Here is a 26,318-nt window from a genome sequence, read left to right on the forward strand (position 1 = left end):
GGGTGAGATCGTCACAGGTGACCGCCGGGCGCGTCATCATTGGGCAACCAAAGGAGGTTGTGGAACTTGCGGTCACGACGTTCGCGCGGCACCCGGCGGCACCTGACGCTCGGCGGTCAGGTGCTGGCGCTCCAGCTCGCCGTGCTGCTCGTCGTCGTCGCCGCGGCCGCCGTCGTCTTCCTGGGGCAGGCCGACGCCGCGTTCCGCGACGACCGCGCGGACCGCCTCGAGGTGGCGGCCGAGGGCCTGGCGGGCATCCCGGCGGTGCAGGCGACGCTCGTCGCCGATGCGCCCGACACCCAGGCCCTCGCGTTCTACCTGCAGAGCCGCGCGGCGTACGTCGACGCCCGCAACGCCTACCTCACCGACCCCGAGGGCCGGATCCTCGTCGCCACGGACCCGACCCGCAGGGGCGAGCGTCTCGACCTGCCCGACGACGCGGCCGCGCGCGCCGGCAGCGGCGACGTCGACGACGTGGCGGGGCGCTCGATCGCGGCGTGGGTGCCGGTGTACGGCGGCAGCGACCCGGTGCCGCAGCCGCGCGCGCCGGAGCCGGTCGCCGTCGTCGTGCTGGCCGACCCGTACCCGCCGCTGACGGAGCGGCTCTCGGACGCCGGCGGCGACGTGCTCGTGGTGCTCGGCATCGGCACCGCGCTCGCGGCGGCGGGGTCGTGGCTGCTGGCGCGCCTCGTCAAGCGGCGCACGCGCGGCCTGGAGCCTGCCCAGATCGCGGCGCTCGCGGACCACCGCGAGGGCGTCCTGCGCTCGATCCGCGAGGGCGTCGTCGTGCTGGGCGACGACGGCGCGGTGAGCCTCGTGAGCGACAGCGCCCGCGAGCTGCTCGGCCTCGCGGACGACGCGCCCGACCCGACCGGGCGCCGCCTGGAGGACCTGGGCCTCGACCCCGCCGTCCTGGACCTGCTGCAGGGCACCGACGAGGTGCACGACGCCGTCCTGGTCGCGGGCGACACCGTGCTGGTGCTCAACCGGCGCCGCGTGCTGCACGACGGCCGCCCGGCCGGCACGGTGACCACGCTGCGCGACCGCACCGAGCTGCTGGCGCTGCAGAGCGAGCTGCACGCGCGCGAGAGCGTCACGGAGACGCTGCGCGCGCAGACGCACGAGTTCAGCAACCAGCTGCACACCGTCTCCGGGCTGATCGAGCTGGGGGAGTACGACGAGGTGGGGCGGTTCGTGGAGCGGCTCACGCGGCGGCGGGCCGACCTGAGCGACGTCGTGACGACGCGCGTGGCCGACCCGGCGGTGGCCGCGCTGCTCATCGCCAAGGCGACGCTCGCGGACGAGCGGCACGTGGAGCTCGTCGTCGACCCGGGCAGCGCGCTGCCGCGCCTCGACCCGGACCTGTCCGCGGACGTCGGCACCGTGCTCGGCAACCTCGTGGACAACGCCGTCGACGCCGCGGCCTGGGCCGCGGGCCCGGACGCGCACGGCGTCTCGGCGCCCGCCATGGTCCGGGTGCGCCTGGCGCTGGACGGGCCGGCGCACGACGTCCTCGTCGAGGTCGCGGACACCGGGCCCGGCGTGCCGCCCGAGCAGGCCGACACGATCTTCCGGCGCGGGTGGAGCACCAAGCCGCACGGCGCGACCGGCCGCGGCGTGGGGCTCGCGCTCGTGCACGTGCTGGCGCAGCGCCGCGGCGGGCGGGTGACGGTGCACAATGGCGACGCCCCGGCCGGGGAGGGCGGCGCCGTGTTCATCGCACGGCTGCCGCGGGCCGTCGCGGGCACCGGACGGACCGATCAGGGGGAGCAGCAGGCGTGAGCCTCGACGTGCTGGTGGTGGAGGACGACTTCATGGTCGCGTCCATCCACCGCCGCTTCGTGGAGCGGGTGCCGGGGTTCCGGGTGGTCGGCGAGGCGCACTCGGGCGCCGACGCGCTCGCCGCCGTCGAGGCGCTGCACCCCGACCTCGTCCTCCTCGACGTGCACCTGCCCGACATGAGCGGCATCGAGGTGCTCCGCCGCCTGCGGGCCGCGGGCCACGACCTCGGCGTCGTCGTCATCACCGCCGCCCGCGAGGCCGACACCGTGCGCGCCGCCGCGGCCGGCGGGGCGGCGCACTACCTCGTCAAGCCGTTCGCGTCCGACGACCTCACGGCGCGCCTCCAGGAGTTCCGCCGCGCCCGCGCCGCGCTGGCGGGGCTGGACGACGACGGCGCCGCCGGCAGCCCGGCCGACATCCAGGCCGACATCGACGCCGTCTTCGCCCGCCCGCCGCAGGCGTCCGCGCCGCGCGACCCGCTGCCCAAGGGCCTCAGCCAGGAGACCGCCGACGCCGTGCTCGCCGCGCTCGCGGACGGCGCGGAGCTCAGCGCCACCGAGTGCGCCGACGCCGTCGGCGTCAGCCGCGTCAGCGCCCGCCGCTACCTGGAGCACTTCGCGACGACGGGGCGCGCCGCGGTGCGCCTCAACTACGGCACCGCGGGGCGCCCCGAGCGCCGCTACCGGCTGCGCTGAGCCGGCGGCGGCGCCCGCCGGGCGTCAGGGAGCGGACGCCCGGCGACCGATCAGGAGCCCGAGCCCGGCCCGTACACGAACGCCTCGATCATGCCGCCCTCGACGAGGTCCACGCGGGCGCACGAGGCGCCGTCGTCGACCACCTCGGTCGTCGGCACCTCGAACTCCTCGTCCGCGTACGCCTCGTCGACGACGGCACGGGCCTCGTCGAGCGAGACGCACTCGTCCACGATCCGCTCGCGCAGGGCGTCGATCGTCGGGTCGTCGTCGGGCCCGTGGAGCCGCGCGAACGGGTCGTCGGACGCGAAGACGACGACCTGCCGATCCCCGGCGTGCACCTCGCCGTCGGAGCACGGCGGCGCGGCGCCCGGCACGGCGTCGGGCGCCGGCGCGGACTCCGGCGTGACCACCGTCCAGTCCTGCAGGCCGAGCCGCTCGATCTCGCCCTGCGCCCAGGCGACGGCCTCGGGGACCGTGCGGCACCCGCTCCTGCCGCCGTCGACGGTGTCGGCCACGCTCCTCTGGAGCTCGACGACGCCGCCCTCGACCGCCTGCGTGCCCTCGAGCCGCTGCACGCCCTCGGGCACCTGGTCGGCGGGGGCCACGATCGTCTGGCCGTCCCACGCGAAGGCGACGGGGTCCTCGATCGGGGGCAGCCCCTCCTCGGCGAGCAGCGTGGTGCAGTCGGCGTAGGGGTCGCCGGTGATCCACGAGCCGGCGGCGTCGAGGTGCAGGCCCTCGGCGGCGTCCGCGTCCCAGACGTGCACGCAGGCGACGCCCTCGCCGCTGGAGCCCTGGAACGCCTGGATCGCCGCGTACGCGACGCCGCCCCCGGTGAGGGCGGCGGCCAGGCCGATCGCCACCGCGCCGCGGCGCCCGAGCCGGCGTCGCCGGGGGAGCGGGTCGTCGGCGGTGGGGAGGGTCGGCGCCGTCGCGCCGCCGGTGCTCGTCATGGTGATCTCCTCGCGCAGGGCGGCGAACGCGGCCTCGTCCACGGCGTCGAGGTTCGCCCGGCGAGCCGGGTCTGCGGCGCTCAGCCGCTTCGTCAGGTCGCTCATCACGCCTCCTCGGTTCCGGGGCGGGCCGGTGCCCACCCGCTGATCACCTGTCCGGCCGGGTCCGTGCGTTGCACGGCCCGGTCGGTGCGCCGCACGCGGGGGACGTCGTCCGCCGCGGCGAGCGCGGCCAGCTGGTCGGCGAGCCGTCGTCGTGCACGGTGCAGCCGGACGCGGACCGCCGCGCGGGAGATGCCGAGCACGAGGGCGATCTCCTCCCGTGCCAGCTCCTCCCACGCGACCAGCCGCAGCAGCTCCTGGTCCTGGTCGCCGAGGCGCGCGAGCGCCCGTTCGACGTCGCCGACGTCGTCGTCGGACGGCGGCGGCACCGCCTCGACGACCTCGGCCCGCAGGCGGTCGGCGAGGGCGAGGCGGCGTCTGGTCCCGCGGTGGAGGTTCGCGAGGACACGGCGCGCGACGCCGAACATCCACGGCCGCGCGTCCGCGCCCGCGGGGACGTCCTCGATGCGCCGCCAGGCGACGAGGAACGCCTCGGCGACGACGTCGGCGGCGTCGGCGGGGTCGGCGACGCGCCGCACCGCGTAGGCGAGCAGCGGGCGGTGGGTGGCCTCGAAGAGCGCGGTGAAGCGCGCCTCGTGGTCGGGCGGTTCGGGGGCTGGCATCGGTGGCCCTTCGGCGGGGAGACGGTGACGACGGTGTCATGTCCTGCTCGGGTCAGAGCGTTGCAGGCACGTCCGGCGACCGGTCGTCGCCCAGCACGCGCGCCGTGATCCGGGGCAGCGCGTCCGCCAGCGCGGCGGGCCGCGGGGTGCGGGTGACGAGGGTGATGCGCACCGTCCCGGGCACCGGCGACGGCACCACGCGGTCCCCGGGGACCGCGTACCAGCGGGCGGTGAGCTCGGGCATGAGGGCGGGGCAGCCCAGCTCGCGCGCGATGCGGAGGGTGGCCTCGGTGGTGGGGCCGCGGCGCGGGACGGCGCCCAGCGCGGACAGCCGCCGGTGGGTGGCCTCGCCGGCCAGGTCGATGAGGCTGTAGACGACGGTGCGGCCCGTGAACGGCCGGCTCCCGGCGGCGAGCGGGGCCACGCCGTCGGGCAGCACGACCACCCGCGGCGACTCGCCCAGCGGGGTGCGCTGCAGGCCGCGCGACACCACGATCTGCTCCGCGACGGTGACGATCGCGGCGTCCAGGGTGCCCTCGTGCACCTGCCGCACGAGGTTCGGACCGTGGTCGACCTCCGGCAGGATCGTGACCTCGGGCAGCTCGAGCTCGACGGCCGTGAGCACCATCGGGCTGAGGGCCTGGATGGTGCCGACCGAAAGGGTCGGCGCGGCGACGGCGGCGAGCACCTGGTCGGGCAGGGCGTCCAGGTCGGCCAGCAGCCCCGCGGCCAGGCGGGCGAGCTCGCGGCCGGCCGGGGTGGGCCGGGCGCCGGTGGTGTCGCGGTCGAACAGGGGCGTGCCGACGCGGCGCTCCAGGGCGGACAGGCGGCGGCTCGCGGACGGCTGCGCGACGAGCAGCTCGCGGGCGGCAGCGCCCACCGAGCCGTGCCGCGCGACCGCCTCGGCGAGCTGCAGGTCGTCCACCGTCAGGCGGGAGGTCATGCCCTCAGCGTATGAGCGAGAGGCCCGCGACGCCGTCTACCGGCGTCGTCCGCGGCGGCCGAGGATCGAGGTATGCGCCGTCCCCTGCAGATCCTCACCGCCATCACCTTCGTCACCTGGGTGGGTGCGCGGGTCACGGCCGTCGCGCTGCCGCTCGTGGCGCTCGCCGAGACGGGCGAGGCGTGGGCCACCGGCCTCGTCGGCGGCATGTCGGGGCTGCCGCTGCTGACGGTCGGCTGGTGGGGCCGCGGCCTGCGCGAGCGGCTCGTGTCCGGGCGGGCGCTCGCCGTCGTCATGCTGGTGCAGGTGGCGGGGCTCGCGATCGTGCCGGTCGCGGCGCTCGTCGGACACGTGGGAGCGGTCAGCCTGTGCGCGTCCGGGCTCGTGACCGGTGTCGCCGGCGCGCTGCTCGGCCCCGCGGAGCGTGCGCTCGTCGCCGACCTCGCGGACGCCGGACGCCACCGCCGCGACGGTTCGGGCGGTACCGCCGCCCGGTGGCTCGCGTGGCAGGACCTCGCGCACCGGGTGTCGATGATCTTCGCGCCGCCCCTGGGCGCGTGGCTGGTCGTGGCATGGGGCGCGGAGCCGCTGCTGTGGTGCCAGGCCGCCGTCGTGCTCGCGGCGGCCGCGGTGATGCGGGGAGTCCCGCGGGCGGAGGGCCGCGCCCCGGCGCGGGGCGAGGCGGCGCGGGGCGAGGCGGTGCGGAGCGAGGCGGAGCCGACGGCGGTGCTCGCCGTCCTGCGCGCGCACCCGCAGGTCGCGGTGGGCATCGTGGCGGCGGGCGTCGGCGGCCTGTGCTGGTTCGGCTTCAGCCTCGGGCTGGCCGTCCTCGGCGTGGAGCACGGGATGCCCGGCGCGCTCGTCGCGGCGGGGATGAGCGGTTACGGCGCGACGTCGGTCGCCGCGTCGCTGGCGGCGCCTCTGGTCGTCGACCGGCTGCCGCGCCTCGCGACGGCGGTCGGGACGTGGGCGGTGCTCGGGCTGTCGTTCGCGGCGCTCCCGGCGGTGGTGCCGAGCGTGGCGGGCGTCGCGCTCGTGTCCGCCGTCGGCGGCCTGGCGACGCCGTTCGGGATCGCCGCGCTCAACGCGCTGATCAGCGAGCAGACCTCCGGGCCCGAGCGGCGCGCGGCGTTCACCGCCGAGACCGTGCTGCACTCGGGTGGCGCCTCGCTGGGGCTGCTCGTGGGCGGCGCGGTCATCGGGTGGGTCGGCGCCGGGTCGGTGCTCGTCGTCGTGGGCGGGGTGCAGGTCCTCGTCGCGGGCGTCGGGATGCTGGCGGCCCGGGCCCTCGGCGCCCGCGGGCGGGCGACGGCCGAGGTGCCGGCCGCCGCCGTCAGCGGCTGAGGGGCGCCGCGCCGGGCTCGGGCTCGTCGTAGGCCGCCCGTGCCGCCTCGACGTCGGGCAGGACGGACGTGGACCACGACAGCAGGGCGTCCACGAGGTCCTGGAGCGTGCTGCCGAGCCCCGAGACGCGGTACTCGACAGCCACCGGGCGGGAGCTGAGGAGCCTCCGCTCGACCATGCCGTTGCGTTCGAGCCGCCGGAGCGTCGCGGTGAGCGACTTCTGGGTCACGGCGGGGATGCTCCGGCGCAGCTCGTTGAACCGCTGCGGTCGTTCGCAGAGCGACTCGAGCACCTGGAGCGACCACCGGTCGAGCACCTGGTCGAGCAGCTCACGGTGGGCGGGGGCGAGGGCGGCGGGGGAGGTCTCGTGCACGACACCTAGTCTCGTTGAAGTGGTCTGAGGAGACCAGGTAGACACGGGATACCTGATCGCCCCACCGGAAGGACGTCCCGTGACCGTCGACCTGCGCACCCCGCCCGGCATGCTCCAGCCCGTCCCGTACCACCACGTCGGCATCGGCCTCGGGTCCCGGCAGGTGCACGTGGCCGGGCAGGTCGGCCGCGACGCCGACGGGTCCCCGGCCGCCGTCGGCGACCTCTCCGGCCAGGTCGCCCGGGCGCTGCGTCACGTCGCCCGGGGGCTGGCCGGCGCCGGGGCCGGGTTCGGTGACGTGGTCCGCCTGCGCTTCCTCGTGGTCGGCTGGCGCCCCGAGAAGTACCCCGACCTCGTGGCGGGGATCGAGGCGGTCGTCGAGGAGCTCGGCATCCCGCAGCCGTGGCCGCCCGCCACGCTCGTCGGCGTGGAGAGCCTGTTCGAGCCGGACGTGCTCGTCGAGATCGAGGCCACCGCGGTGCTGGACTGACGAAGCCGGGCGCGAGAGATGAAACCCTGGGGCCATGCGTCTCCTTCTGCTGCGACACGGCCAGACCCCCTCCAACGTGGCGGGGCTGCTCGACACCGGCGCACCCGGCCCGGGGCTGACCCCGCTGGGCGAGCAGCAGGCCGCCGCCGTGCCGGCCGCGATGCGGGGGCGGCGGATCGACGCCCTGGCGGTGTCGTCGCTGGTGCGGACGTCGCACACCGCCGGCCCGCTGGCCACCGACCGCGACCTGCGCCCCACGGTGCTCGACGGGCTGCGCGAGGTCGAGGCCGGAGCCCTCGAGATGTCGTCCGACCTCGCCGACCATCACACCTACCTCGAGACGGTGTTCGCCTGGTCGCGCGGCGACCGGGCACGCCGCATGCCCGGCGGGCCCGACGGCGACGCGTTCCTCTCCCGGTTCGACGACGCCGTCGGGGCGCTCGCGGCGGACGGCCACGACGTCGTCCTCGCCGTCTCCCACGGCGCCGCCATCCGCTCGTGGTCGGGCGCGCGCGTCCGCGGCCTCGACGTCGACGAGCTGGCGTACACCCCGCTCGCCAACACCGGCCTCATCGAGGTCGAGGGCGACCCGGTGTCCGGCTGGCAGCTGGTGGACTGGCGCCGCGAGCCCGTCGGCGGCGCGCAGCTCGACGCCGTCGTCGCCAACGACCCGACCGGCGAGCCCGTCGACGACTGACGGGCGGCTCACCCCACCAGGCTCGCGGCGAGGGTGCCGATCATCCCGAGCCCCAGCAGCCCGAGGACGCCGCCCGCCGCCCTGGTCAGCCACGGCAGGAGGCGGGCCAGACGCGCGAGCGCCCGCTCGGAGCCCAGCGCGACGGCGACGAACAGGTCCCATGCCAGCACGACGGCGACCATCCAGGCGCCGTAGAGCGTGCGGGCGCCGGCGGACGCGGCGGTGAGGGTGGCGGCGAGGCTGGCGTAGAACAGCGCGTTCTTCGGGTTGAGCAGCCCGGACGCGAAGCCGAGGCCGAGGCTCCGCGTCCACGAGGTGCGCCCGACCCTGACCGGGGCGGCGAGCTCGACGTCGACCCGGGCGCGCAGGAACGCGATCCCCATGACGACCAGGAACACGCCGCCTGCGCCCTGGACCGCCAGGAGCACCGTGGGGTTCGTGACGACGGACAGCCCGCAGAACGCCACGGTGACGAAGACGCCGTTCGCACAGGCGATCCCGACGCACGCGCCGCTGGCGCTGCGCCAGCCGCTGGTCATCGTGGTGCGGGCGATCAGGAAGAAGTCGACCCCGGGGATCAGCAGGGCGAGGAAGTGGGCGACGGCGACGGCGAGGAACTGCTCCATGCGGGCATGCTGGGGCCGGCCCACCGGCGCCGTCTTGGACGTTCTTGCGCGCCCTCACCCGCGGGCACGCGAACGGGCGCGGCGTCAGCGCCGGTAGGCGCCGGGGGTGGCGGCCACGTGGGCGCGGAACACCCGGTGGAAGTGGCTCTGGTCGGCGAACCCGAGCGCGTGCGCGGTGTCGGCGAGCGGCCTGCCTGCGCGCAGCATCGCCCGCGCGGAGGTGACCCGGTCGTTGTGGCGCCATGAGACAGGGGTGAGCCCGGTGGCCCGCTTCATCGTCCGCACCAGCGCGTACCGGTCCATCCCGGCGACAGCGGCCAGCTCGTCGAGGGCGGGGTTCGACGCGTCCTCGTGCAGGCGGGCGAGCACCGGGCGCAGGCGCTCCAGCAGCGCGTCGTCCGTGGTGGGGGCGATCCGGCGGTGCGGCGGCGTCGTCGCGCAGGCCCCGAGAGCGTGACGGAGCGCCTCCTCGACCAGGGCGCCGTCGACCGGTCTGCCGTCGCCGGGCGCGAACAGCAGGTCCTCCACGGCGCGCACCGGGCGGTAGGCGCCGGGGGCGCGCAGGACGGTGATGCCGGCGAGGAGGGCGTCCGCCCCGGCGGCCAGCAGGCCGGCGACCCAGTCCTGGTCGGCGTGGATCATCCCGTACTCCCAGCGGCCCTGGTCCGGGTTGCACGAGTGCACGTGCCCGGCGGGGACGAGGATCACGTCGCCGGCGGCGAGCGGCACGGGACGGCCGTCCGCGCCGGTGAACGTCGTCGAGCCGGCGTCGATCAGCCCGATCGAGAACCGGTCGTGCGAGTGCGGGCGGTAGCACGCGGCGTCCTGCCAGGACCGCCGCGCCTCCAGCTGCGGCAGCGCCGCGTCGTGCCAGAACTCGCTCATCGACGCCGACCGTACGGCATCGCCGGGCAGGAGCGGCGCGAGGGCCGTCGTGGCGGGCGCCGCACTCCTGGCGTCCACCCGCTCCTCGAGCGTGCCAGCATGCCCTGCATGACGACGGTGACGCTGCGCCCGATGACCCCGGCCGAGTTCGACGAGTGGCAGGACGCCCTGGCGGCGGACTACGCGGCGGAGCAGGTCGCCGCCGGCCGTTGGCCGTACGAGGGAGCGGTGCGGCGGGCCCGCGACGAGACCGCAGCGCTCCTGCCGCAGGGGCCGGCGACCGAACGGATGCTCGTCAACCTCGCCGTCGACGCCCACGGCGAGCCGATCGGGCGCTCCTGGGTGGCGCTGGACCCGCCGCACGCCACGGCAGGGATCGCGTTCCTCTACGACATCGAGGTCGTGGAGCAGCGGCGAGGCCAGGGCCTGGGGCGCGCGCTGCTGGAGGCGACGGAGGACGCCGCCCGGCAGGCGGGCGCCACCGCGCTGGAGCTGAACGTCTTCGGCCGCAACGCCGCCGCCGTCGCGCTCTACGACTCCGCCGGGTACGCCGTCGTCACGCAGCAGATGCGCAAGGCGCTCTGACGGTTCGGCGGAGGCCGAAGCGTCCCGCCCCGATGCTGGGGGCATGAGCCGGACCGCCGTTTCCTCCGTGCGAGACCCGGGGCCCCAGGGCGCCCCGTCGTCGCACGTGACCATCGACCCACCGGTCCTGTACGTCGGCACCCCGATCGCGCTGGTCACCACGACCAGCCCCGACGGGTCGGCGAACATCGGCCCGATGTCGTCGGCGTGGACGCTGGGGCGCACGGTCGTGCTGGGCTGGGGCACCGGCTCGCAGACCCTCGCGAACCTCGAGCGCGAGGGGGAGTGCGTGGTCAACTTCCCGCACGCCGACCGCTGGTCGCAGGTGGAGGCGATCGCGTTGCTCAGCGGCAGCGACCCGCTCCCGCCGCACAAGGAGGGCCGCTTCCGCAGCGCGGGGGACAAGTGGACCCCGGGCGGCTTCACCGCGCAGCCGTCCACGCTGGTGCACCCGCCACGCATCGCCGAGTGCGCGATCCAGTGCGAGGCGGAGGTGCAGGCGATCCACGCCCCCGCGGGTCCCGACGCCGAGGACTTCCGCATCGTCGAGGTCTACGTGCGCGCGGTCCACGCGGATCGGGAAGTCGTGGACACCCTCACCGGGCACGTCGACACGGGCGCGTGGTCGCCGGCCCTCTACGTGTTCCGCGAGTACTTCGGTACCGGCGCCCGCCTCGGGCGGACCCGGCGCCGCTGACCGTTCCCTGCCGGGTCAGCCGTCCCGGGTGCCGGCCTCGCCGCCGACGGCGGCCACCAGGTGCGCCGCCACGGCGGCGGCGTTGGCGCGCAGGACGTCGGCCGGCACGTCGGGCAGGTTCTCCGCCCAGTCCAGCAGCGGCGACCCGCGGAGCTGCAGCACGCGGGCCGGCCGGCCGAGGAAGGCCAGGTGCAGGTGCGCCCCGCCGTCGCCCCACTTGGCGAGCTGCACGCGGCCCACGCTCGGCAGCGCCTCGACGGCGGCCGACACCGCGACGACGAGCTGCCCCATCTCCGCGGCGAGGTCGGCCGGGACGGTGGGCAGGTCGCAGTGCGTGGCGACGGGCACCAGGGTGAGGAACACGGGCAGACCCTGCTCGAGGTCCGCCGTGAGCACCCATCGCTCGTTGCGCCAGACCCAGCCCGCGAACCGGGCGGTCCGCTCCTCGGGGGTCCCGGCGCACCAGCAGTCGGCGGGGTCCTCGCCGCGCCGCGGCGGCTCGGCGTCGGCCAGCGGGCGCAGGGGCTTCATCCGGAGGGAGTCCACCTCGTAGGGGTAGATGTCCCAGCCGGGCATCTCCTCGACGGCGACAGGCAGCCGCCCGTCCGGGCCGGCGTGCGCGGCGATGCGGGCGTGGTACTCCTCGGCGGACTCAGGGTGCATGCGGCGATCCCACCACAGGCCAGGCGATTCTCGCCGTGACCGTTCTCCGCGCGACACTGGGGGGAGCACTATCTGCCAAGACGAGGAGTACCAGGTGCCCCAGGGAACAGTCCGATGGTTCGACGCCGACCGCGGGTTCGGCTTCATCGACCTCGGGAACGAGGCCGAGGACCTCTTCGTGCACGCGTCCGAGATCGTCGGCGACGACGGGCCGAAGCAGCTCCGCGAGGGACAGACCGTGGAGTTCGAGGTCGGCGAGGGCGACCGTGGCCCGCAGGCGCGGCGCGTCCGGGTCACCGGCGACCGGGCCGCCGACGCCCCCGTGGGGGTGCTCGGCACCGTGAACTGGTACGAGCCGACCAAGGGGTACGGCTTCGTCACGCCCGACGACGGCGGCGTCGAGATCTTCGTGCACAGCTCGGCGATCGTCGGGGGCGGCGTGATCGCGGAGGGCCAGCGGGTCGCGTTCATGGTCGTCGAGGGGGAGAAGGGTCCGCAGGCGGACCACCTGCTGCCGCTCGCGTCGGAGGCGGCGCGGCCCGCCTCCGACGGCGGGGACGGCACCGTCTCCTGGTTCGACGACACCAAGGGCTTCGGGTTCATCGCCCCCGACGCGGGCGGCGCGGACCTCTTCGTCCACGTCAACGCGCTCGGCCCCGGGCTGTCCTCGCTGCCCGAGGGGGCGCGCGTGACGTACGACGTCGTCGACGGTGACAAGGGGCCGAACGCCCGCGACGTGCGGCTCGTGCGCGGCTCCGGGGGCGCGCACGGGGCCACCGGGCGGGACCGTGACCGTGACCGGGGGGACCGTGGCCGGTCGGGCCGCCCCGCGGCGTCCGGCGGGCCGGTGCGCGGCGGCGAGGGCACCGTGGCGCGCTACGACGCGGACCGCGGCTTCGGCTTCATCACCCCCGACGCCGGGGGCGCGGACCTGTTCGTGCACGTGTCGGTCGTGCAGGGCGGCGAGTACCTGGAGGAGGGCGACCGGGTCCGGTTCAAGGTGCGCCAGAGCGACCGAGGGCCGCAGGCCGACCGCGTCGAGCTGATCTGAGCGCCGAGCCAGCCGGAGCATCAGACCCCGCTGTTCGCTCACGGCGAACAGCGGGGTCTGCCTGCGGGAATATCGGCGCCCCGAGCAAGGTTGAGCCATACAGACTCAACTTTGGCGCCCGCGGTTTGCGAGGCGGGGAAGCCGAGATTTACGTTGAGTGCAGTTGACTCAACCTCGGGTGCACAGGCGCCCGGACGTACGCATGGAGGCAGCACACATGGCTCGAGCAGTCGGTATCGACCTGGGTACCACCAACTCGGTGGTCGCCGTCCTGGAGGGCGGCGAGCCCACCGTCATCGCGAACGCGGAGGGGTCGCGCACGACGCCGTCCGTCGTCGCGTTCTCCAAGACCGGCGAGGTCCTCGTCGGTGAGGTGGCCAAGCGTCAGGCGGTCACCAACGTCGACCGCACCATCTCGTCGGTCAAGCGCCACATGGGCACCGACTGGTCGGTCGAGATCGACGACAAGAAGTACACCGCGCAGGAGATCTCCGCGCGGGTGCTCGGCAAGCTCAAGCGCGACGCCGAGGAGTACCTGGGCGAGCCCGTCACCGACGCGGTCATCACCGTCCCGGCATACTTCAACGACGCCGAGCGCCAGGCGACCAAGGACGCCGGCCAGATCGCGGGCCTCAACGTGACGCGCATCGTCAACGAGCCCACCGCGGCGGCCCTCGCCTACGGCCTGGAGAAGGGCAAGGAGGACGAGCTCATCCTGGTCTTCGACCTGGGCGGCGGCACGTTCGACGTGTCGCTCCTCGAGGTCGGCAAGGACGAGGACGACTTCTCCACCATCCAGGTGCGCGCCACGTCCGGCGACAACCGCCTCGGCGGCGACGACTGGGACCAGCGCATCGTGGACCACCTCATCAAGCAGGTGAAGAACAGCGCGGGCGTCGACCTGTCCAAGGACAAGATCGCCCTGCAGCGTCTGCGCGAGGCGGCCGAGCAGGCCAAGAAGGAGCTCTCGTCCGCGACGAGCACCACCATCTCGATGCAGTACCTGTCGATGAGCGAGAACGGCCCCGTCCACCTGGACGAGAAGCTCACGCGGGCGCAGTTCCAGCAGATGACGCAGGACCTCATCGACCGCACCAAGGCGCCGTTCCACGCGGTCATCCGCGACGCCGGCATCTCGGTCTCCGACATCGACCACGTCGTGCTCGTGGGTGGGTCCACCCGCATGCCGGCCGTGACCGAGGTCGTCAAGGAGCTCACCGGCGGCCGCGAGCCCAACAAGGGCGTCAACCCGGACGAGGTCGTCGCCGTGGGCGCGGCCCTGCAGGCCGGCGTCATCGGCGGCGAGCGCAAGGACGTGCTGCTCATCGACGTCACCCCGCTGTCCCTCGGCATCGAGACCAAGGGCGGCGTGATGACCAAGCTCATCGAGCGCAACACGGCCATCCCGACCAAGCGCAGCGAGATCTTCTCCACGGCGGAGGACAACCAGCCGTCCGTGGCGATCCAGGTCTTCCAGGGCGAGCGCGAGTTCACCCGCGACAACAAGCCGCTGGGCACGTTCGAGCTCACCGGCATCGCCCCGGCGCCGCGCGGCGTCCCGCAGATCGAGGTCACCTTCGACATCGACGCCAACGGCATCGTGCACGTGTCCGCCAAGGACCGCGGTACGGGCACCGAGCAGTCGATGAAGATCACCGGCGGGTCGGCCCTCCCCAAGGAGGACATCGACCGCATGGTGAAGGACGCCGAGGAGCACGCCGCCGAGGACAAGAAGCGTCGCGAGGAGGCGGAGACCCGCAACCAGGCCGAGGCCTTCGCGTACTCGATGGAGAAGCAGATCGCGGACAACCGCGACAAGCTCCCCGCCGAGGTCGTGACCGAGGTCGAGGCCGACATCGCCGGCGTCAAGACCGCCCTGGAGGGCGAGGACGCCGACGCCGTGAAGACCGCGTACGAGAAGCTCGGCGCGTCCTCGCAGAAGATCGGCCAGGCGCTCTACGCCACGGCCGAGCAGGAGCAGGCCGCGGGCGACACCCCGGCGGCGGAGGACGACGCGGCCGCTGCCGCGGGCGCGACGTCCGCCTCCGACGAGGACGTGGTCGACGCCGAGATCGTCGACGACGAGGACGACAAGAAGTGACGGACGAGAACACGCAGGGGACCCCCGAGCCCGAGGGCTCGGGGGAGACCCCGTTCCAGTTCACGGACAAGCGGAAGGTCGACCCCACGTCCGGGGAGGCCCGGGAGGAGTCCGGCGCCGCCGGCGACCAGGGCGAGCCCGAGGGCGTCGACCCGCTCGCGGCGCTCGACTTCGAGCCCGAGGGCGAGGCCGCCGAGAGCGCCGAGGTCCTCAAGGCCAAGGCGGAGGCGGCGGAGCACCTCGACGCGCTGCAGCGCGAGCGGGCGTCGTTCACGAACTACCGCAACCGGTCGCTGCGCGACCAGGAGGCGGCGCGGACGCAGGGCACGCAGGACGTGCTCGCCGCGCTGCTGCCGGTGCTCGACGACATCGAGCGCGCCAAGCAGCACGCCGAGCTGAGCGGGCCCATGGCGGCCATCGCGGAGAAGCTCGACGCGTCGCTGGCGAGGTTCGGGATCGAGCGGTTCGGCGCGGTCGGGGAGGAGTTCGACCCGAACGTCCACGAGGCGCTCATGCACAACGTGGACCCCGAGGCGACGGCGACCACCGTCGCGATGGTGGTCGAGCCCGGCTACCGCATCGGCGACCGGGTCGTCCGCGCCGCGCGCGTCGGCGTCGTCGGCCCCGAGTGACACCATCCGCGAGATCGACCTGCCCGTCGTGAGACCGACCTGCCCAGGGTCGATCTCACGACGGGCGGGTCGATCTCGCGGACAATGACAGGAAGGAGGGCGTCGTGACAGGTCAGGACTGGATCGAGAAGGACTTCTACTCCGCTCTCGGCGTCCCCAAGGACGCGGACGACGCGGCCATCAAGAAGGCGTACCGCAAGCTCGCGCGCCAGTACCACCCGGACCAGAACCCGGGCGACGCGTCGGCGGAGGCGAAGTTCAAGGAGATCGGCGAGGCGTACGCCGTGCTGTCCGACTCCGAGCAGCGTCAGCAGTACGACGCCGTGCGCGCCATGGCCGGCGGCGGCGCCCGCTTCGCGGCGGGCCCGGGCGGGGGCGGGGGCAACGGTTTCGAGGACGTCTTCGGCTCGATGTTCGGCGGCGGCGCCGGCCCGAACGTGCGCTATCAGCAGTACCCCCAGGGGGGCGCGGGTGGCGGAGGCTTCGAGGACATCCTCAGCTCCATGCTCGGCGGCCAGGGGGGCTTCCGCGGCGGCCGGCAGCGCGCCGGCTTCACCACGCCGCAGAAGGGCCCGGACGTCGCGGCCGAGACCACGCTGCCGTTCCGCACGGCGGTGGAGGGCGCCACCGTCGAGTTCACGGTGGACGGCCGCAAGGTCAAGACCAAGATCCCCGCCGGGGTGAACGACGGCCGCAAGCTGCGCATCCGCGGCAAGGGGCGCCCCGGTTCGGGCGGCGGCGACGCCGGCGACCTGGTGGTCACCGTGCACGTCGCGCCGCACCCCGTGTTCACGCTCGACGGCGCGAACCTGCGCATGACGGTCCCCGTGACGTTCGCGGAGGCCGCGCTGGGCACGACGGTCGAGGTGCCGACGCTCGACGGGCACACCGTGAAGCTCAAGGTGCCGGCGGGCACGCCTACCGGGCGGGTGCTGCGGGTCAAGGGCCGCGGCGTCAAGAACGCCAAGACTCAGGGTGACCTGCTCGTCACGGTCCAGGTGGCCGTGCCGCAGAAGCTCAGCAAGAAGGCGAAGGAGGCGCTCGAGGCGTTCGCCGCCGAGAGCGACCACGAGGACGTGCGGGCGGGGCTCGCGCAGCGCGCGGCGGAATGACGCCGCGGCGGCGCGCGGGGCGACCGGCCCGGGGCGGCACCGAGGAGCGGCACCGAGCGAGGAGGTAGCGATGGTCACCGAGGACGCGCCGGTGCTGACCGTGTCGCAGGCGGCCCGGCTCGCGGGCATGCACCCGCAGACGCTCCGGCAGTACGACCGCCTCGGGCTGGTCACGCCGCGCCGCACCGCCGGCCGTGGCCGCCGCTACTCGCAGCGGGACGTCGCACGACTGCTCGAGGTGCAGCGCCTCGCGCAGGTGGAGGGCATCAACCTCGCCGGGATCCGGCGCATCCTCGACCTCCAGGAGCACGTCGCCCAGCTCGAGGGCCGACTCGCGGCGCTCGCCATGCAGCCGCCCGGCGGCAGGGTGTTCACGGCAGGCACGACGGGCGACGTCGTCGTCGTGCGCCGCGGCCAGCGCGTGCGCCGCGCGGAGCGGGCCGACCTCGAGGCCGAGGAGGGCGCGCTGGTGCTGTGGCGCCCGCACCGCCGCGGCTGACGACTTTCCGCAACGCAATTCTTCGCTAATTCGCGAGGCAATGGGTAAGGCATTCCTTATTTGACCAGTCGTGAATTCGATCGCGCATTCACTGTGCAATTCCGTGCGAGAGGAATATCGTGGTCGAAGGCGGCGAGAGCCGGCGTCGAGCGGCGAGGAGCGCACCATGAGCACGCTGATGGAGATGCCCGAGGTCACCGAGTGCACGGTCGAGGGCTGCGGCTACAACCACGACCACGGCTGCCACGCCGGGGCGGTGACGATCGCGGGGCACAGCGGCGACGCGGCGTGCGCCACGTTCATCCCGCTGAGCTCCAAGGGCGGCCTCGAGAAGGTCGTCGCCCACGTGGGCGCCTGCCAGCGCGGCGACTGCGTCCACAACACCGACCTCGAGTGCGCGGCGTCGGCCATCCGCGTCGGCCCCGGCCCCGACGACGAGAGCCACGCCGACTGCCTCACGTACGCGCAGCACTGACCCGACCCCCGGGACGTCCCCGGGGCGGCTACCGGGCCAGCTGCGTCAGGAGCTCGACGGCGGCGGCGTGCGACGTCGGGAGGCGCTCCACCCATACCCGGGTGGGGCGCCTCAGCACGTCTCCGAGGCCCATGAGCGCGGCGTTGCGCTCCACCACCCCGCGGGTGGCCTTGGCCAGGTCGGGCACCCCCGTGTCGCGCCGCGCGAGCACCGTGAACACGCCGTCCGTGAGGGCGGCCATCGGATGGCCCTCCCCGAAGACCTGCTCGAGGGCGCGCCCGACGGTCGCGGAGCGCGCGGCGCGGTCCCACGGGGCAAGGCCGTCGACGGCGACGTCCACGACGACGAGGCAGTGCGTGTCCGGCACGCCCTGGTCCGCGCCGACGGCGGCGCCGTAGGTCTCCCGCAGCCGCTCGGCCAGGTACTCGCGGGTGGGCAGCCCCGAGCTGGGGTCGCGCAGAGCGCCGAGCGCTGGCTCCGCGTCGCGGCCTCGCACCCACCCGACGGCGACCGCGCGGATCGCGTCGGGGTCCGGCGGGTGGTGGGCGGAGCGGTACAGGCACTCGACGTCGTCCAGCGTCTCGCCCAGGCCGACGCCGGCCCGCCCGCGCGCGGCGCCTAGCCGGTGCGCGGCGGCGTGGGGGGAGCGGCCGTCGTCGAAGGCCTCGACAAGGGCGTCGACGGCGGGGTGGTACCAGTCGTCAGGACGCAGCCACACCTCGGCGAGGCTCGTCGCACGCCAGCGGTCGATCACGTCCGGGACGTGCTCGGGTGCGTCGTGCTCGGGCGCATCGTTCTCGGGCGCGCCGCGGGGGCCGCTCGTGGACCGGTTCATGATGATGGGACCGCCATGGGCAGCCATCATGACGCAGTTGTCCGCCACTTTCATCGGTAGGTGCCCCGGGATAGCCCTCTCCGCTGCCCGAGGCACGGAAAACTGCGGAAATCCTGCGCTGTTCCTGGGGAATTTCACCCCGGAGGACGAGGCGGGGAGCACGTAGAGTACGGGAGTCTGCGCGGTTGGGCGCGCAGTGCAGCCAGAGCGAGGTCGGCCATGACGGACGTCTACGTGGGGTCAGACGACTCGGCGCGCAGCGACGCCGAGCTGATCCTCGACGTGCGCGGCGGCGACCTCGAGGCGTTCGGGGCCCTCTACACCCGGCACGTCCCGGCGGCGCGGGCCGTGGCCCGGCAGTACGTCCGGTCGTCGGCCGACGCGGACGACCTCGTGTCCGAGGCGTTCCACCGCGTGCTCGACGTGCTGCAGCACGGCGGCGGCCCGGACGCGACCTTCCGCGCCTACCTGCTCACCGTGGTGCGGCGCCTCGCCGCCGACCTCGCGCGGGGCGTGAAGCGCACCCGCCCGACGTCCGACGACGGCACGTTCGAGGCCGCGCTCGGCCTCGTGGACCCCACCGACGTCGCCACGTTCGAGGGCTTCGAGCACTCCGTGGTGAAGAACGCCTACCAGGCGCTGCCGGAGCGCTGGCAAGCCGTGCTCTGGTACACGGAGATCGAAGGGCGTGCGCCGGCGGAGGTGGCCCCGATCCTCGGGCTGACGCCCAACGGCGTGTCCGCGCTCGCCTACCGGGCTCGCGAAGGGCTGCGGGTCGGCTACCTGCAGGAGCACCTCACGCACGCGCCCACCGACGGCTGCCGCGTCGTGAACCCGCTGCTCGGCGCCTACGTGCGGGGCGGGCTCGCCCGGCGCGAGGTCGCGAAGGTCGACGCGCACCTCGAGACCTGCGGGGAGTGCCGGTCCCTCGTGCTCGAGCTCGGGGACATCGCGCACGGCATGCGGGCGGTCGTGGCGCCGCTGGTCGTCGGGCTCGCGGGGCTCGCCGTGGTCGGCGCGCTCCCCATCGGGGGCGCGCTGGGCGGTGCCTTCAGCGGGTCCGTCGCGGCGGGGAGCGTCGGGGCCGGCAGCGCCACGGGTGCCGTCGGTGCCGGGAGCGCGGGGAGCGTCGGCGCCGTCGCGGGCACCAGCACCGCCGCGTCGAGCTCGGTCGGCGCCGGCGCGGTCGGGGGCGCGAGCATCACCGGCGGCGCAGGCGTCACGAGCAGCGCCGCCGCCGGGACGACGGCGGCCGCGACGGCCGGCACGACGGCCGCCGGGACGACTGCCGCCGGAGCCGCCACGGCGACCGCCGCCACCGCGGGCACGACGGCGGCGGCGACGGCGGGCACGGCGGCCGCCGCGGGCGCCGCCGTCGGCACGGCGAGCGTCGCCGCCGCGGCGAGCGCGGTCGCCGTCGCGACCGTCGGGGTCGTCACGGTGCTCAACGCGCTCGGCGGCGGCGAGGAGCCGCCCACGACCGCACCGCAGGCGCCCGTGACCGTCCAGGGCGCCCCGTGGAACCCGCCCGGGGAGCAGCCGGGCGAGGGCGCGGTGCAGCCCGCCGAGGACGAGCCGGCCGAGCCCAGCGCCGACCCGACGAGCCCGGTCAACCTGCTCGGCACCACGATCTTCGCCCCCGTCGCGGACCTCACGGTCACGGCCGCCGGGGCCCCCCTCGAGCCGCGCACCGCGCAGCCCCTGGTGCTCACCGTCGCCAACACGGGGAAGGCGACGGCGAGCGAGACGGTCGTCGAGGTCGCGCTCCCGGACGGCGTCGACCTGGCCATGCCGCAGGCGCCGGCCGGCGCGTCCGTCGGCGACGTGCTCGCGGCCGACGCCCTGTCGTGCACGCCGGGGGACACCACGGGGCGGACGGCGCGCTGCACGGTCGGCACCCTCGAGCCGGGCACGTCGCGCGACGTCTCGGTGCCGGTGCGCGCGCACGCCGGCGGCAGCTACGCGATCGGGGCCGCGGTCTGGGCCGAGGGCGTGGGGCGGGAGAACATCGCCCTGCCGCCCACCACCGTGCGGCCGTACGGCGCGGAGCTCACGGCCTCCAGCGGCGACGCCGTCCCGGTCTCGAACCCGGGCGCGGCCTGGGTGCCGGTCACGGTGCGGAACACCGGCGACCAGCCCGCCGTCGCCTGGTCGGTGCAGCTGGGCGTGCCCGCCGGGCTGAGGCCGGTCACGACCGACGGCGACCTCGCCTGCGTGCCGGGCACGGGCGGCGACCAGGGCGCCGTCTGGACCTGCGTGGCCAAGCCCGAGGCCGCCCCGCTGGCGCCGGGTGAGCAGCGGTCCGTCCGGCTGCGCGTCGTCGCGGACGGCTCGGCCACCCCGGGGCCGATGACGGTCTCCGCCGCACCGCAGCTACCGGGCTCCCCGCACACCGTGGGCGGCAACGCCGCGGTGACGGTGGCGCAGTCCTGGGCCGGCGCGGCCTCGGGAGCACGCGCGGTCGAGGCCCGGTGCGCCGCCGTCGGCGGCGTGGCCACGGCCTCCGCCGTGGTCGAGGGAACGTACGTCAACCTCACCGACCAGAGCCTCGCGGTGCGGCTCGACGCGGCGGGCGACACCGCCGCGGCGGCGCAGGAGGTCGCGCCGGGGGCGTCGGTCACCGTGCGGGTCCCCGACGGGCTCCGGGTCCCCGCCGGCGGCGCCACGTGGACGGTCGCGACGACCCTCGGCGGCGAGACCTACCGGACCAGCGTGCCCGCCGGGACGCACGGTTCCGCGGAGTGCTACGACCCGAGCTGGGCCGTCTCGAAGACCGCCGAGACCGTGAACGTCGACGGCCGCCTGCAGGTGCGTGGCACGCTCACCAACACCAGCGACGAGGCGATGCGGGTCGGGATGACCGCCGCCGGCGTCACCGCGGAGCAGAAGCGGCTCGCGCCGGGGGAGAGCGCCACGTTCGTCGCGGCGACCGACCGCACCTCGCTCGCCGCGGGCGCCGCCGAGTTCCAGCTGTACCGCTGGGTGGCCGACCGCGACAACGACGAGCCCGCGCAGGGCGTGGTGCCCGCCGTCGCCCCGACGGCGTCGTACGCCGCCGCGACGCTCGCGCCCACGGTCGGCGGGCAGGTGACGCTCACTGCCGCCGAGTGCCGGTTCGACGCCTCCGCCGACACGTCGTGGCGCACCGTCACCGTCCCCGTGGACAACAGCGGCTCCACGCACGCGGTGCGCTTCGCGGCGGCGGACCGCGCCGGGAACGGGGATTCCGCGACGGTCGCAGCCGGCGCCACCGGCACCCTCACGATGGCCGTGCCGTGGGGCACCCGCAGCCTGGCGGTCACCGCCGACGGTCGCGACCTCGCCACGGTGGACGTGCCCGGCTTCGAGAGCTGCGCCACCGTGGCCTGGCCCGGCTCGGTGGACGTGTCCACCGTGACCCGGTGCGTCGACGACCGCGCGCAGGTGGAGGTCGACGTGCGCAACCGCGGCGGCGGCGCGTGGAAGGCGGCCCTCGGGGGCGGGGACGGGACGTCGGTCGAGCCGGGCTCCACCGTCACGCTCCGCACCTCCCCGGGCGGGCTGACGGCGGACGCCGGCCACGTCACCGTGCGGCTCTCCCGCGAGATCGAGGAGCGCACGCGGTCGGTCGAGCGGACGTTCGACCACGGCGCGGTGTCGTGCGTCGTCGTCGACCCGCAGGCGCGGCTCGACCCGGGCGCCGTGCAGGTGGAGAAGGGGCGGTGGCGCTCGACGTCCACCCGGGCGGTGGCGGTGGTGCTCGACAACACCGGGTCGTCGGTGCCGCAGGACTTCGCGGTGCGTGGCTCGAACGGCGCGTCCGTCGACGTGACCGTGCCCGCCCGCCAGAGCCTGACCGCCGACGGCGGCACCGTGCGGGGCCGCGACGGGGCCAGGTACACCGTGCGCGCCGGCGACTGGTCCGCCGACCTCGCCGTCGACCCCTTCACGGGCACGACCGGCTGGTGCGCGGACCGGGTCCGCTGGAGCGGTGGGTACGAGGTGGGCGACGTCGCGTCGTGGCACGGCGCGAACTACCGCTACGTCGGCCGCGGCGCCCAGGAGGACGGCGCGGACAGCGCCCAGAAGCGTCAGGACGGAGACCACGCCCGGGGCCACGGCTGGGGCCGGACCTGGGAGCGCATCGGGGACTGCGAGTACCGCTGAGCCCTCCCGGGCCCGGACCGGTCAGACGATGCCGTACAGCCGGTCCCCGGCGTCGCCGAGGCCGGGGACGATGTACTTCTGGTCGTTGAGCCGCTCGTCGACGGCGGCCACGACGATCTGCACGTCGACGCGCGAGCCGATCGCGTCGTCGAGCACCTTCAGGCCCTCGGGGGTGGCGAGCAGGCACACGGCGGTGACGTCGCGGGCGCCGCGCTCCAGCACGTAGTCGATGGCCGCGACGAGCGTGCCGCCGGTGGCGAGCATCGGGTCGAGGAGGAACACCTGCCGGTCCGTGAGGTCGTCGGGCAGGCGGTTCGCGTACGTGACGGCCTCGTACGTGGACTCGTCGCGCTGCAGGCCGAGGAAGCCGACCTCCGCCGTCGGGATCATCCGCGTCATGCCCTCGAGCATCCCCAGCCCGGCGCGCAGGATCGGCACCACGATGGGGCTCGGGTCGCTGAGGCGCACGCCCGTGGTGGTGGTGACCGGGGTGCGGATCTCCTTCGGCTCGGTGCGCACGTGCCGCGTCGCCTCGTAGGCGAGCAGGGTCACGAGCTCGTCGACGAGGAGACGGAACGTCGCCGACGGGGTGTTCTCGTCGCGGAGGACGGTGAGCTTGTGGTCCACCAGCGGGTGGTCGGCGACGTGCAGGCGCATGGCCCCACGGTACCCGCGAGTTGTCAGGGCCAGCGCACGGTATACGTGGCTGTGGCCCTGACAGCTCGCGGGGCCGTTAGCCTGGCGGGCATGACGTCCGACGCCGAGCCCGCCGGCCCCGCCCGGCCCGGCCTGGCGCTGCCCTGGGCCGACGGCGAGTTCCCGCCGCACACGGTCAGCCAGCGGCGCGCGGTGTGGGACGCGCTCATGGGGCTGGCGCTGCACGAGGCGTCGCACGCGCTCGCCAGCGACGACGTCCCCGTGGGCGCGCTCGTCGTCGACGCGGACGGCCGGCTCGTCGGGCTCGGCCGCAACCGCCGCGAGGAGACCGGGGACCCCACGGCGCACGCCGAGGTGCTCGCGCTGCGGCAGGCCGCCACCACGCGCGGCGAGTGGCGGCTCGAGGGCTGCACGCTCGTCGTCACGCTCGAGCCGTGCGTGATGTGCGCGGGCGCGCTCGTCGCGTCGCGCGTGCGGCGGCTCGTCCTCGGCGCCTGGGACCCCAAGGCCGGCGCCACGGGTTCCGTGTGGGACCTCGTGCGCGACCAGCGCGCCAACCACGCCGTCGAGGTGGTCGGCGGCGTGCGCGAGGACGAGTGCGGCGGAATCCTGCGAGACTTCTTCGAGTCCCGCCGCTGACGACGACGTCCGCGCGGGCCGATGAGTCCCCACGACGACGGAGGTCAGCAGGGCATGGACACGACGGCACGCGCGGCGGCACCCACCCCGGCGGCACCCACCCTGGCCGAGTACGCCCGGCACAGCGCGTACTCCGACCCCGGCGCGCACGCCCCCCTGCTCCGGGCCGTCGCGCCGGACGCGGCCGCCGTCTCCGCGGCGGCGTGCGCGACGATCGTGCACTACCGCGCGGGCAGCCCCGCGCTCGCCGACGCCCAGCGTGCCGACATCGACCAGCGGTGGCTGGCGACGATCCTCGACACCGCCGTCGCCCGCCGGCCGGGCCCGCTCGCCGCGCCCCGCGACCTGCCGCAGCAGGTCGCCGGCTGCTGCCGCGACCACACGCTGTTCTCGCTCGGCGTGCTGCGCGAGCACGGCGTGCCGGCGCGGTCGCGGATCGGGTTCGCGGGCTACTTCGAGCCCCCGTTCTTCCACGACCACGTGGTGGTGGAGCACTGGGACGCCGGCGGCACGGGTGAGGACGGCCGCTGGGTGCGCTGGGACCCGGAGCTGTCGGACGACGGCTCGTGGGGCTTCGACCCTCGCGACCTGCCCACCGGCCCGGCGTCGCCCTTCCCCACGGCGGCGGAGGTGTGGCGCGCGATCCGCGCGGGCGAGGCGGACCCGGCGTCGTACGGCGTCGCGCCCGAGCTTCCCGAGCTGGGTGGCCAGGACTTCGTGCGCGGCTACGTGCTGCTCGAACTGGCGCACCGGATGCGCGACGAGGTGCTGCTGTGGGACGTCTGGGGCGGGACGCCGGACGACGTCCCCGGCGTCGCGGAGCTCTGGGCGCAGGAGGTGCCCGACAGCGGCGGCGAGCGGTCGCCCGAGCCGTCGTCCGACGAGCTGGACGCGCTGGCCGACGACGTCGCCGCGCTGCTGGTCGCGGCCGACGCCGGGGACGCCGCCGCGGAGGCCGCGCTCGCGGAGCGCTACGCCGGCCGGTGGGCGGCCCGCGGCCGGGTCACGACCCTCTCGCCGACCGGCCGGGTCGGCATCACGGACCTGCGGGCCCGCACCACGCGCTGGGCGGACGCCCCGGCCTGACGGGCCCGGCCGGCCGGCCGTGCGGAGGTGGCGGGCGGAGGGGACGGGACCGGCGCGCCTCAGAGCGCCGCGGCGCGGACGCCGAAGACGTCCCGCAGGGCGCGTCGCGCGGCGTGCCACCCGCCCATGCCGTGCACGCCGGGGCCGGGCGGGGTCGACGCCGAGCAGAGGTAGACGCCCCCGGCCACGCGGTAGGGGTTCGCACGCAGCGTCGGGCGGGAGACCATCTGCCACATCGTCGCGGCGCCGGCGGAGATGTCCCCGCCGACGTAGTTCTGGTTGTGCTCCGCCATGGCGGCGGCGGGGATCGCCCGGCTGGCCACGACGACGTCGCGGAACCCCGGCGCGAAGCGCTCGATCTGGGCGGTGACGGTCTCCGTGACGTCCACGTCGGACCCCGCGGGCACGTGGGTGTACGCCCACAGGGGCCGCAGCTCGCCCGTCCCGGAGCCGACCCGGCGGGACGGGTCCGTGACCGTGGGATCGCTGACCAGGCACACGGGACGCTCGGCGTGCCGGCCCGCGGCGACCTCGTTCTCCGCGGCGACCATCTCCGCCCGGGTGCCGCCCACGTGCACCGTGCCGGCGCGGCCCACCTCCGGCTCCGCCCAGGGCACCGGGCCGGACAGCACGTAGTCCACCTTGGCGGCCGCGTTCCCGTGGCGGAACGCCCCCAGCGCGCGGCGCAGGCCCGGCGGGACGGCGGGGCCCAGCACGTCGAGCAGCGTGCGGGGCGTCGTGTCGAACAGGACGGCGCGTGCGGCGGGCAGGTCCGCCGGCGAGCGCACCCGGTGCCCCGTCACGACCGTGCCGCCGTGCGCCTCCAGGTCCGCGACGAGCGCCGCCACGATCGCCCCGGACCCGCCGCGCGGGACCGGCCAGCCGCCGTCGAACCCGCCGTCGGACGCTGGGCGCACCCCGGTGGGCCGAGCACCGGACAGGCCGGGGGCGGCGTGTGCCAGGGCGCCGAGCAGCAGCGAGGTGCCGGCGCCGGACAGCGACGGCAGCCGGGTGATGGTGTGCGCGGCCACGCCGGTGAGCAGCGCGGGCGCCGCCTCGCCGGAGAACCGGGCGTCCCAGGCCGCCGTGCCCTGCTCCGCGAGGCCCAGGCCGAACCGGGCGGCGGCGAGCGTCGCGCGCACGGGGTCGGCGCCGTCGAGCACCCCGGGCGGCACCGACCGGTGGTCGCCCAGCGCGACCGCGACCACGGCCTCCCACCGCGCGGCCAGCGGGCCGAGCAGGGAGCGCCACGCCGCGCCGTCGGGCCCGAGGCGCTCGGCCGTGCGCTCCAGGTCGCGGTACGCGACGGCGGCCCGCCGGCCGGGCAGCGGCTGCGCGTAGGCGACCTCGGGGGTGAGGAGCTCGACGCCGTGCGCCCGCAGGTCGAACGCGCGGAAGAACGGCGACGCCCACGCCATCGGGTGCACCGCCGAGCACAGGTCGTGCACGACGCCGGCGGGCATTCCCGCGACCAGGTCGCCGTCGTCGCCGGGAGCGAGCGTCCGGGCGCCCCCGCCGACGGTCTCGTTCGCCTCCAGGACCGTCACCGACAGCCCCGCGCGGGCGAGCGTCACCGCGGCCGCGAGCCCGTTGGGCCCCGAGCCGACCACGACGGCGTCCAGCATGC

Annotated in this window: 26 protein-coding genes; 16 read left to right on the forward strand and 10 right to left on the reverse strand. The window is 75.7% G+C overall.

Annotated elements, in window-relative coordinates; translation table 11 throughout:
- Window positions 1-66: 66 nt before the first annotated feature.
- Window positions 67-1,782 (forward strand): ATP-binding protein, encoded by a 1,716-nt coding sequence (locus ACFQ8T_RS07750; RefSeq protein WP_430545971.1) that lies wholly within the window; start codon window positions 67-69, stop codon window positions 1,780-1,782.
- Complete coding sequence (locus tag ACFQ8T_RS07755; RefSeq protein WP_430545972.1) at window positions 1,779-2,477, forward strand: response regulator; 699 nt, start codon at window positions 1,779-1,781, stop codon at window positions 2,475-2,477. Before ACFQ8T_RS07750 ends, ACFQ8T_RS07755 begins: the two co-directional genes overlap by 4 nt.
- Window positions 2,478-2,527: 50 nt before the next feature.
- On the opposite strand, the gene ACFQ8T_RS07760 is transcribed toward ACFQ8T_RS07755, so the two are convergent.
- From ACFQ8T_RS07760 to ACFQ8T_RS07770, 3 genes are read right to left on the reverse strand one after another with little or no spacing between them, the layout of a single operon-like run.
- Window positions 2,528-3,535 carry a hypothetical protein gene (locus ACFQ8T_RS07760; RefSeq protein WP_430545973.1) on the reverse strand — a complete coding sequence of 336 codons (1,008 nt, stop codon included), beginning with the start codon at window positions 3,533-3,535 and terminating at the stop codon, window positions 2,528-2,530.
- Window positions 3,535-4,155 (reverse strand): RNA polymerase sigma factor, encoded by a 621-nt coding sequence (locus tag ACFQ8T_RS07765; RefSeq protein WP_430545974.1) that lies wholly within the window; start codon window positions 4,153-4,155, stop codon window positions 3,535-3,537. The genes ACFQ8T_RS07760 and ACFQ8T_RS07765 overlap by 1 nt, the downstream gene beginning before the upstream one ends.
- A 52-nt stretch (window positions 4,156-4,207) precedes the next feature.
- Window positions 4,208-5,098, reverse strand: coding sequence for a LysR family transcriptional regulator (locus ACFQ8T_RS07770; protein WP_430545975.1), 891 nt, complete (start codon window positions 5,096-5,098; stop codon window positions 4,208-4,210).
- Window positions 5,099-5,170: 72 nt separating this feature from the next.
- Between ACFQ8T_RS07770 and ACFQ8T_RS07775 the strand changes: the two genes are divergently transcribed.
- Complete coding sequence (locus tag ACFQ8T_RS07775; protein WP_430545976.1) at window positions 5,171-6,442, forward strand: MFS transporter; 1,272 nt, start codon at window positions 5,171-5,173, stop codon at window positions 6,440-6,442.
- Here the strand turns inward: ACFQ8T_RS07775 and ACFQ8T_RS07780 are convergent.
- A complete protein-coding gene (locus ACFQ8T_RS07780) occupies window positions 6,432-6,815 on the reverse strand; it encodes a winged helix-turn-helix transcriptional regulator (protein WP_430545977.1) in 384 nt (127 codons plus the stop codon). The two genes, ACFQ8T_RS07775 and ACFQ8T_RS07780, sit on opposite strands and share 11 nt — an antisense overlap.
- A 79-nt stretch (window positions 6,816-6,894) precedes the next feature.
- Between ACFQ8T_RS07780 and ACFQ8T_RS07785 the strand changes: the two genes are divergently transcribed.
- Window positions 6,895-7,305: a RidA family protein gene (locus tag ACFQ8T_RS07785; protein ID WP_430545978.1), complete on the forward strand. Its 411-nt coding sequence runs from the start codon at window positions 6,895-6,897 to the stop codon at window positions 7,303-7,305.
- Window positions 7,306-7,339: 34 nt separating this feature from the next.
- On the forward strand, window positions 7,340-8,002 hold the full coding sequence (locus ACFQ8T_RS07790) for a histidine phosphatase family protein (RefSeq protein ID WP_430545979.1): 663 nt from the start codon (window positions 7,340-7,342) through the stop codon (window positions 8,000-8,002).
- A gap of 8 nt (window positions 8,003-8,010) precedes the next feature.
- Here ACFQ8T_RS07790 and ACFQ8T_RS07795 read toward each other — a convergent pair whose 3' ends face one another.
- Together ACFQ8T_RS07795 and ACFQ8T_RS07800 are read right to left on the reverse strand one after the other, a co-directional pair.
- Complete coding sequence (locus ACFQ8T_RS07795; protein WP_430545980.1) at window positions 8,011-8,628, reverse strand: LysE family translocator; 618 nt, start codon at window positions 8,626-8,628, stop codon at window positions 8,011-8,013.
- Between the two features lie 84 nt (window positions 8,629-8,712).
- Window positions 8,713-9,513 carry an AraC family transcriptional regulator gene (locus ACFQ8T_RS07800; RefSeq protein ID WP_430545981.1) on the reverse strand — a complete coding sequence of 267 codons (801 nt, stop codon included), beginning with the start codon at window positions 9,511-9,513 and terminating at the stop codon, window positions 8,713-8,715.
- A 108-nt stretch (window positions 9,514-9,621) separates the two neighbouring features.
- On the opposite strand from ACFQ8T_RS07800, the gene ACFQ8T_RS07805 reads away from it, so the two are divergent.
- Window positions 9,622-10,098, forward strand: coding sequence for a GNAT family N-acetyltransferase (locus ACFQ8T_RS07805; protein WP_430545982.1), 477 nt, complete (start codon window positions 9,622-9,624; stop codon window positions 10,096-10,098).
- A gap of 43 nt (window positions 10,099-10,141) precedes the next feature.
- The gene (locus ACFQ8T_RS07810) at window positions 10,142-10,795 is read left to right on the forward strand and encodes a flavin reductase family protein (RefSeq protein ID WP_430545983.1); all 654 of its coding nucleotides are present in this window, start codon (window positions 10,142-10,144) and stop codon (window positions 10,793-10,795) included.
- A 15-nt stretch (window positions 10,796-10,810) separates the two neighbouring features.
- Here ACFQ8T_RS07810 and ACFQ8T_RS07815 read toward each other — a convergent pair whose 3' ends face one another.
- Complete coding sequence (locus ACFQ8T_RS07815) at window positions 10,811-11,458, reverse strand: hypothetical protein (protein WP_430545984.1); 648 nt, start codon at window positions 11,456-11,458, stop codon at window positions 10,811-10,813.
- Window positions 11,459-11,552: 94 nt separating this feature from the next.
- Between ACFQ8T_RS07815 and ACFQ8T_RS07820 the strand changes: the two genes are divergently transcribed.
- The 6 genes from ACFQ8T_RS07820 (at window position 11,553) to ACFQ8T_RS07845 (ending at window position 17,328) form a co-directional block, all read left to right on the forward strand.
- The gene (locus tag ACFQ8T_RS07820) at window positions 11,553-12,509 is read left to right on the forward strand and encodes a cold-shock protein (protein ID WP_430545985.1); all 957 of its coding nucleotides are present in this window, start codon (window positions 11,553-11,555) and stop codon (window positions 12,507-12,509) included.
- 217 nt (window positions 12,510-12,726) lie between these two features.
- Entirely contained in the window at window positions 12,727-14,610 is a 1,884-nt protein-coding gene (gene dnaK / locus ACFQ8T_RS07825; RefSeq protein ID WP_430545986.1) for a molecular chaperone DnaK, read from the forward strand.
- A complete protein-coding gene (grpE, locus tag ACFQ8T_RS07830; protein ID WP_430545987.1) occupies window positions 14,607-15,242 on the forward strand; it encodes a nucleotide exchange factor GrpE in 636 nt (211 codons plus the stop codon). Before dnaK ends, grpE begins: the two co-directional genes overlap by 4 nt.
- A gap of 104 nt (window positions 15,243-15,346) precedes the next feature.
- Window positions 15,347-16,354 (forward strand): DnaJ C-terminal domain-containing protein, encoded by a 1,008-nt coding sequence (locus ACFQ8T_RS07835; protein WP_430545988.1) that lies wholly within the window; start codon window positions 15,347-15,349, stop codon window positions 16,352-16,354.
- A 70-nt stretch (window positions 16,355-16,424) separates the two neighbouring features.
- A complete protein-coding gene (locus ACFQ8T_RS07840) occupies window positions 16,425-16,853 on the forward strand; it encodes a heat shock protein transcriptional repressor HspR (protein WP_430545989.1) in 429 nt (142 codons plus the stop codon).
- Between the two features lie 166 nt (window positions 16,854-17,019).
- Complete coding sequence (locus tag ACFQ8T_RS07845) at window positions 17,020-17,328, forward strand: DUF1540 domain-containing protein (RefSeq protein WP_430545990.1); 309 nt, start codon at window positions 17,020-17,022, stop codon at window positions 17,326-17,328.
- Window positions 17,329-17,356: 28 nt separating this feature from the next.
- On the opposite strand, the gene ACFQ8T_RS07850 is transcribed toward ACFQ8T_RS07845, so the two are convergent.
- Window positions 17,357-18,163, reverse strand: coding sequence for a hypothetical protein (locus ACFQ8T_RS07850; RefSeq protein WP_430545991.1), 807 nt, complete (start codon window positions 18,161-18,163; stop codon window positions 17,357-17,359).
- Between the two features lie 219 nt (window positions 18,164-18,382).
- Between ACFQ8T_RS07850 and ACFQ8T_RS07855 the strand changes: the two genes are divergently transcribed.
- On the forward strand, window positions 18,383-22,309 hold the full coding sequence (locus tag ACFQ8T_RS07855) for a sigma-70 family RNA polymerase sigma factor (RefSeq protein WP_430545992.1): 3,927 nt from the start codon (window positions 18,383-18,385) through the stop codon (window positions 22,307-22,309).
- A gap of 21 nt (window positions 22,310-22,330) precedes the next feature.
- Here ACFQ8T_RS07855 and upp read toward each other — a convergent pair whose 3' ends face one another.
- Complete coding sequence (upp, locus tag ACFQ8T_RS07860) at window positions 22,331-22,966, reverse strand: uracil phosphoribosyltransferase (protein ID WP_429766460.1); 636 nt, start codon at window positions 22,964-22,966, stop codon at window positions 22,331-22,333.
- Window positions 22,967-23,056: 90 nt separating this feature from the next.
- Between upp and ACFQ8T_RS07865 the strand changes: the two genes are divergently transcribed.
- The gene (locus tag ACFQ8T_RS07865) at window positions 23,057-23,605 is read left to right on the forward strand and encodes a nucleoside deaminase (protein WP_430545993.1); all 549 of its coding nucleotides are present in this window, start codon (window positions 23,057-23,059) and stop codon (window positions 23,603-23,605) included.
- A gap of 54 nt (window positions 23,606-23,659) precedes the next feature.
- Entirely contained in the window at window positions 23,660-24,691 is a 1,032-nt protein-coding gene (locus ACFQ8T_RS07870) for a transglutaminase domain-containing protein (RefSeq protein WP_430545994.1), read from the forward strand.
- A 59-nt stretch (window positions 24,692-24,750) separates the two neighbouring features.
- On the opposite strand, the gene ACFQ8T_RS07875 is transcribed toward ACFQ8T_RS07870, so the two are convergent.
- On the reverse strand, window positions 24,751-26,316 hold the full coding sequence (locus ACFQ8T_RS07875) for a phytoene desaturase family protein (RefSeq protein WP_430545995.1): 1,566 nt from the start codon (window positions 26,314-26,316) through the stop codon (window positions 24,751-24,753).
- Window positions 26,317-26,318: the final 2 nt, after the last annotated feature.

The organism is Isoptericola sp. NPDC056618, assembly GCF_042792715.1.
Taxonomy (GTDB): Bacteria; Actinomycetota; Actinomycetes; order Actinomycetales; family Cellulomonadaceae; genus Isoptericola; species Isoptericola nanjingensis.

Bases quoted from the DNA above. Each gene is read 5' to 3' on its own strand.
- ACFQ8T_RS07760 (WP_430545973.1), bottom strand. From the start codon at position 3,535: ATGAGCGACCTGACGAAGCGGCTGAGCGCCGCAGACCCGGCTCGCCGG.
- ACFQ8T_RS07765 (WP_430545974.1), bottom strand. From the start codon at position 4,155: ATGCCAGCCCCCGAACCGCCCGACCACGAGGCGCGCTTCACCGCGCTC.
- ACFQ8T_RS07770 (WP_430545975.1), bottom strand. From the start codon at position 5,098: ATGACCTCCCGCCTGACGGTGGACGACCTGCAGCTCGCCGAGGCGGTC.
- ACFQ8T_RS07775 (WP_430545976.1), top strand. From the start codon at position 5,171: ATGCGCCGTCCCCTGCAGATCCTCACCGCCATCACCTTCGTCACCTGG.
- ACFQ8T_RS07790 (WP_430545979.1), top strand. From the start codon at position 7,340: ATGCGTCTCCTTCTGCTGCGACACGGCCAGACCCCCTCCAACGTGGCG.
- ACFQ8T_RS07795 (WP_430545980.1), bottom strand. From the start codon at position 8,628: ATGGAGCAGTTCCTCGCCGTCGCCGTCGCCCACTTCCTCGCCCTGCTG.
- ACFQ8T_RS07800 (WP_430545981.1), bottom strand. From the start codon at position 9,513: ATGAGCGAGTTCTGGCACGACGCGGCGCTGCCGCAGCTGGAGGCGCGG.
- ACFQ8T_RS07805 (WP_430545982.1), top strand. From the start codon at position 9,622: ATGACGACGGTGACGCTGCGCCCGATGACCCCGGCCGAGTTCGACGAG.
- ACFQ8T_RS07810 (WP_430545983.1), top strand. From the start codon at position 10,142: ATGAGCCGGACCGCCGTTTCCTCCGTGCGAGACCCGGGGCCCCAGGGC.
- ACFQ8T_RS07815 (WP_430545984.1), bottom strand. From the start codon at position 11,458: ATGCACCCTGAGTCCGCCGAGGAGTACCACGCCCGCATCGCCGCGCAC.
- dnaK (WP_430545986.1), top strand. From the start codon at position 12,727: ATGGCTCGAGCAGTCGGTATCGACCTGGGTACCACCAACTCGGTGGTC.
- ACFQ8T_RS07840 (WP_430545989.1), top strand. From the start codon at position 16,425: ATGGTCACCGAGGACGCGCCGGTGCTGACCGTGTCGCAGGCGGCCCGG.
- ACFQ8T_RS07845 (WP_430545990.1), top strand. From the start codon at position 17,020: ATGAGCACGCTGATGGAGATGCCCGAGGTCACCGAGTGCACGGTCGAG.
- ACFQ8T_RS07850 (WP_430545991.1), bottom strand. From the start codon at position 18,163: ATGAACCGGTCCACGAGCGGCCCCCGCGGCGCGCCCGAGAACGATGCG.
- ACFQ8T_RS07855 (WP_430545992.1), top strand. From the start codon at position 18,383: ATGACGGACGTCTACGTGGGGTCAGACGACTCGGCGCGCAGCGACGCC.
- upp (WP_429766460.1), bottom strand. From the start codon at position 22,966: ATGCGCCTGCACGTCGCCGACCACCCGCTGGTGGACCACAAGCTCACC.
- ACFQ8T_RS07865 (WP_430545993.1), top strand. From the start codon at position 23,057: ATGACGTCCGACGCCGAGCCCGCCGGCCCCGCCCGGCCCGGCCTGGCG.
- ACFQ8T_RS07870 (WP_430545994.1), top strand. From the start codon at position 23,660: ATGGACACGACGGCACGCGCGGCGGCACCCACCCCGGCGGCACCCACC.
- ACFQ8T_RS07875 (WP_430545995.1), bottom strand. From the start codon at position 26,316: ATGCTGGACGCCGTCGTGGTCGGCTCGGGGCCCAACGGGCTCGCGGCC.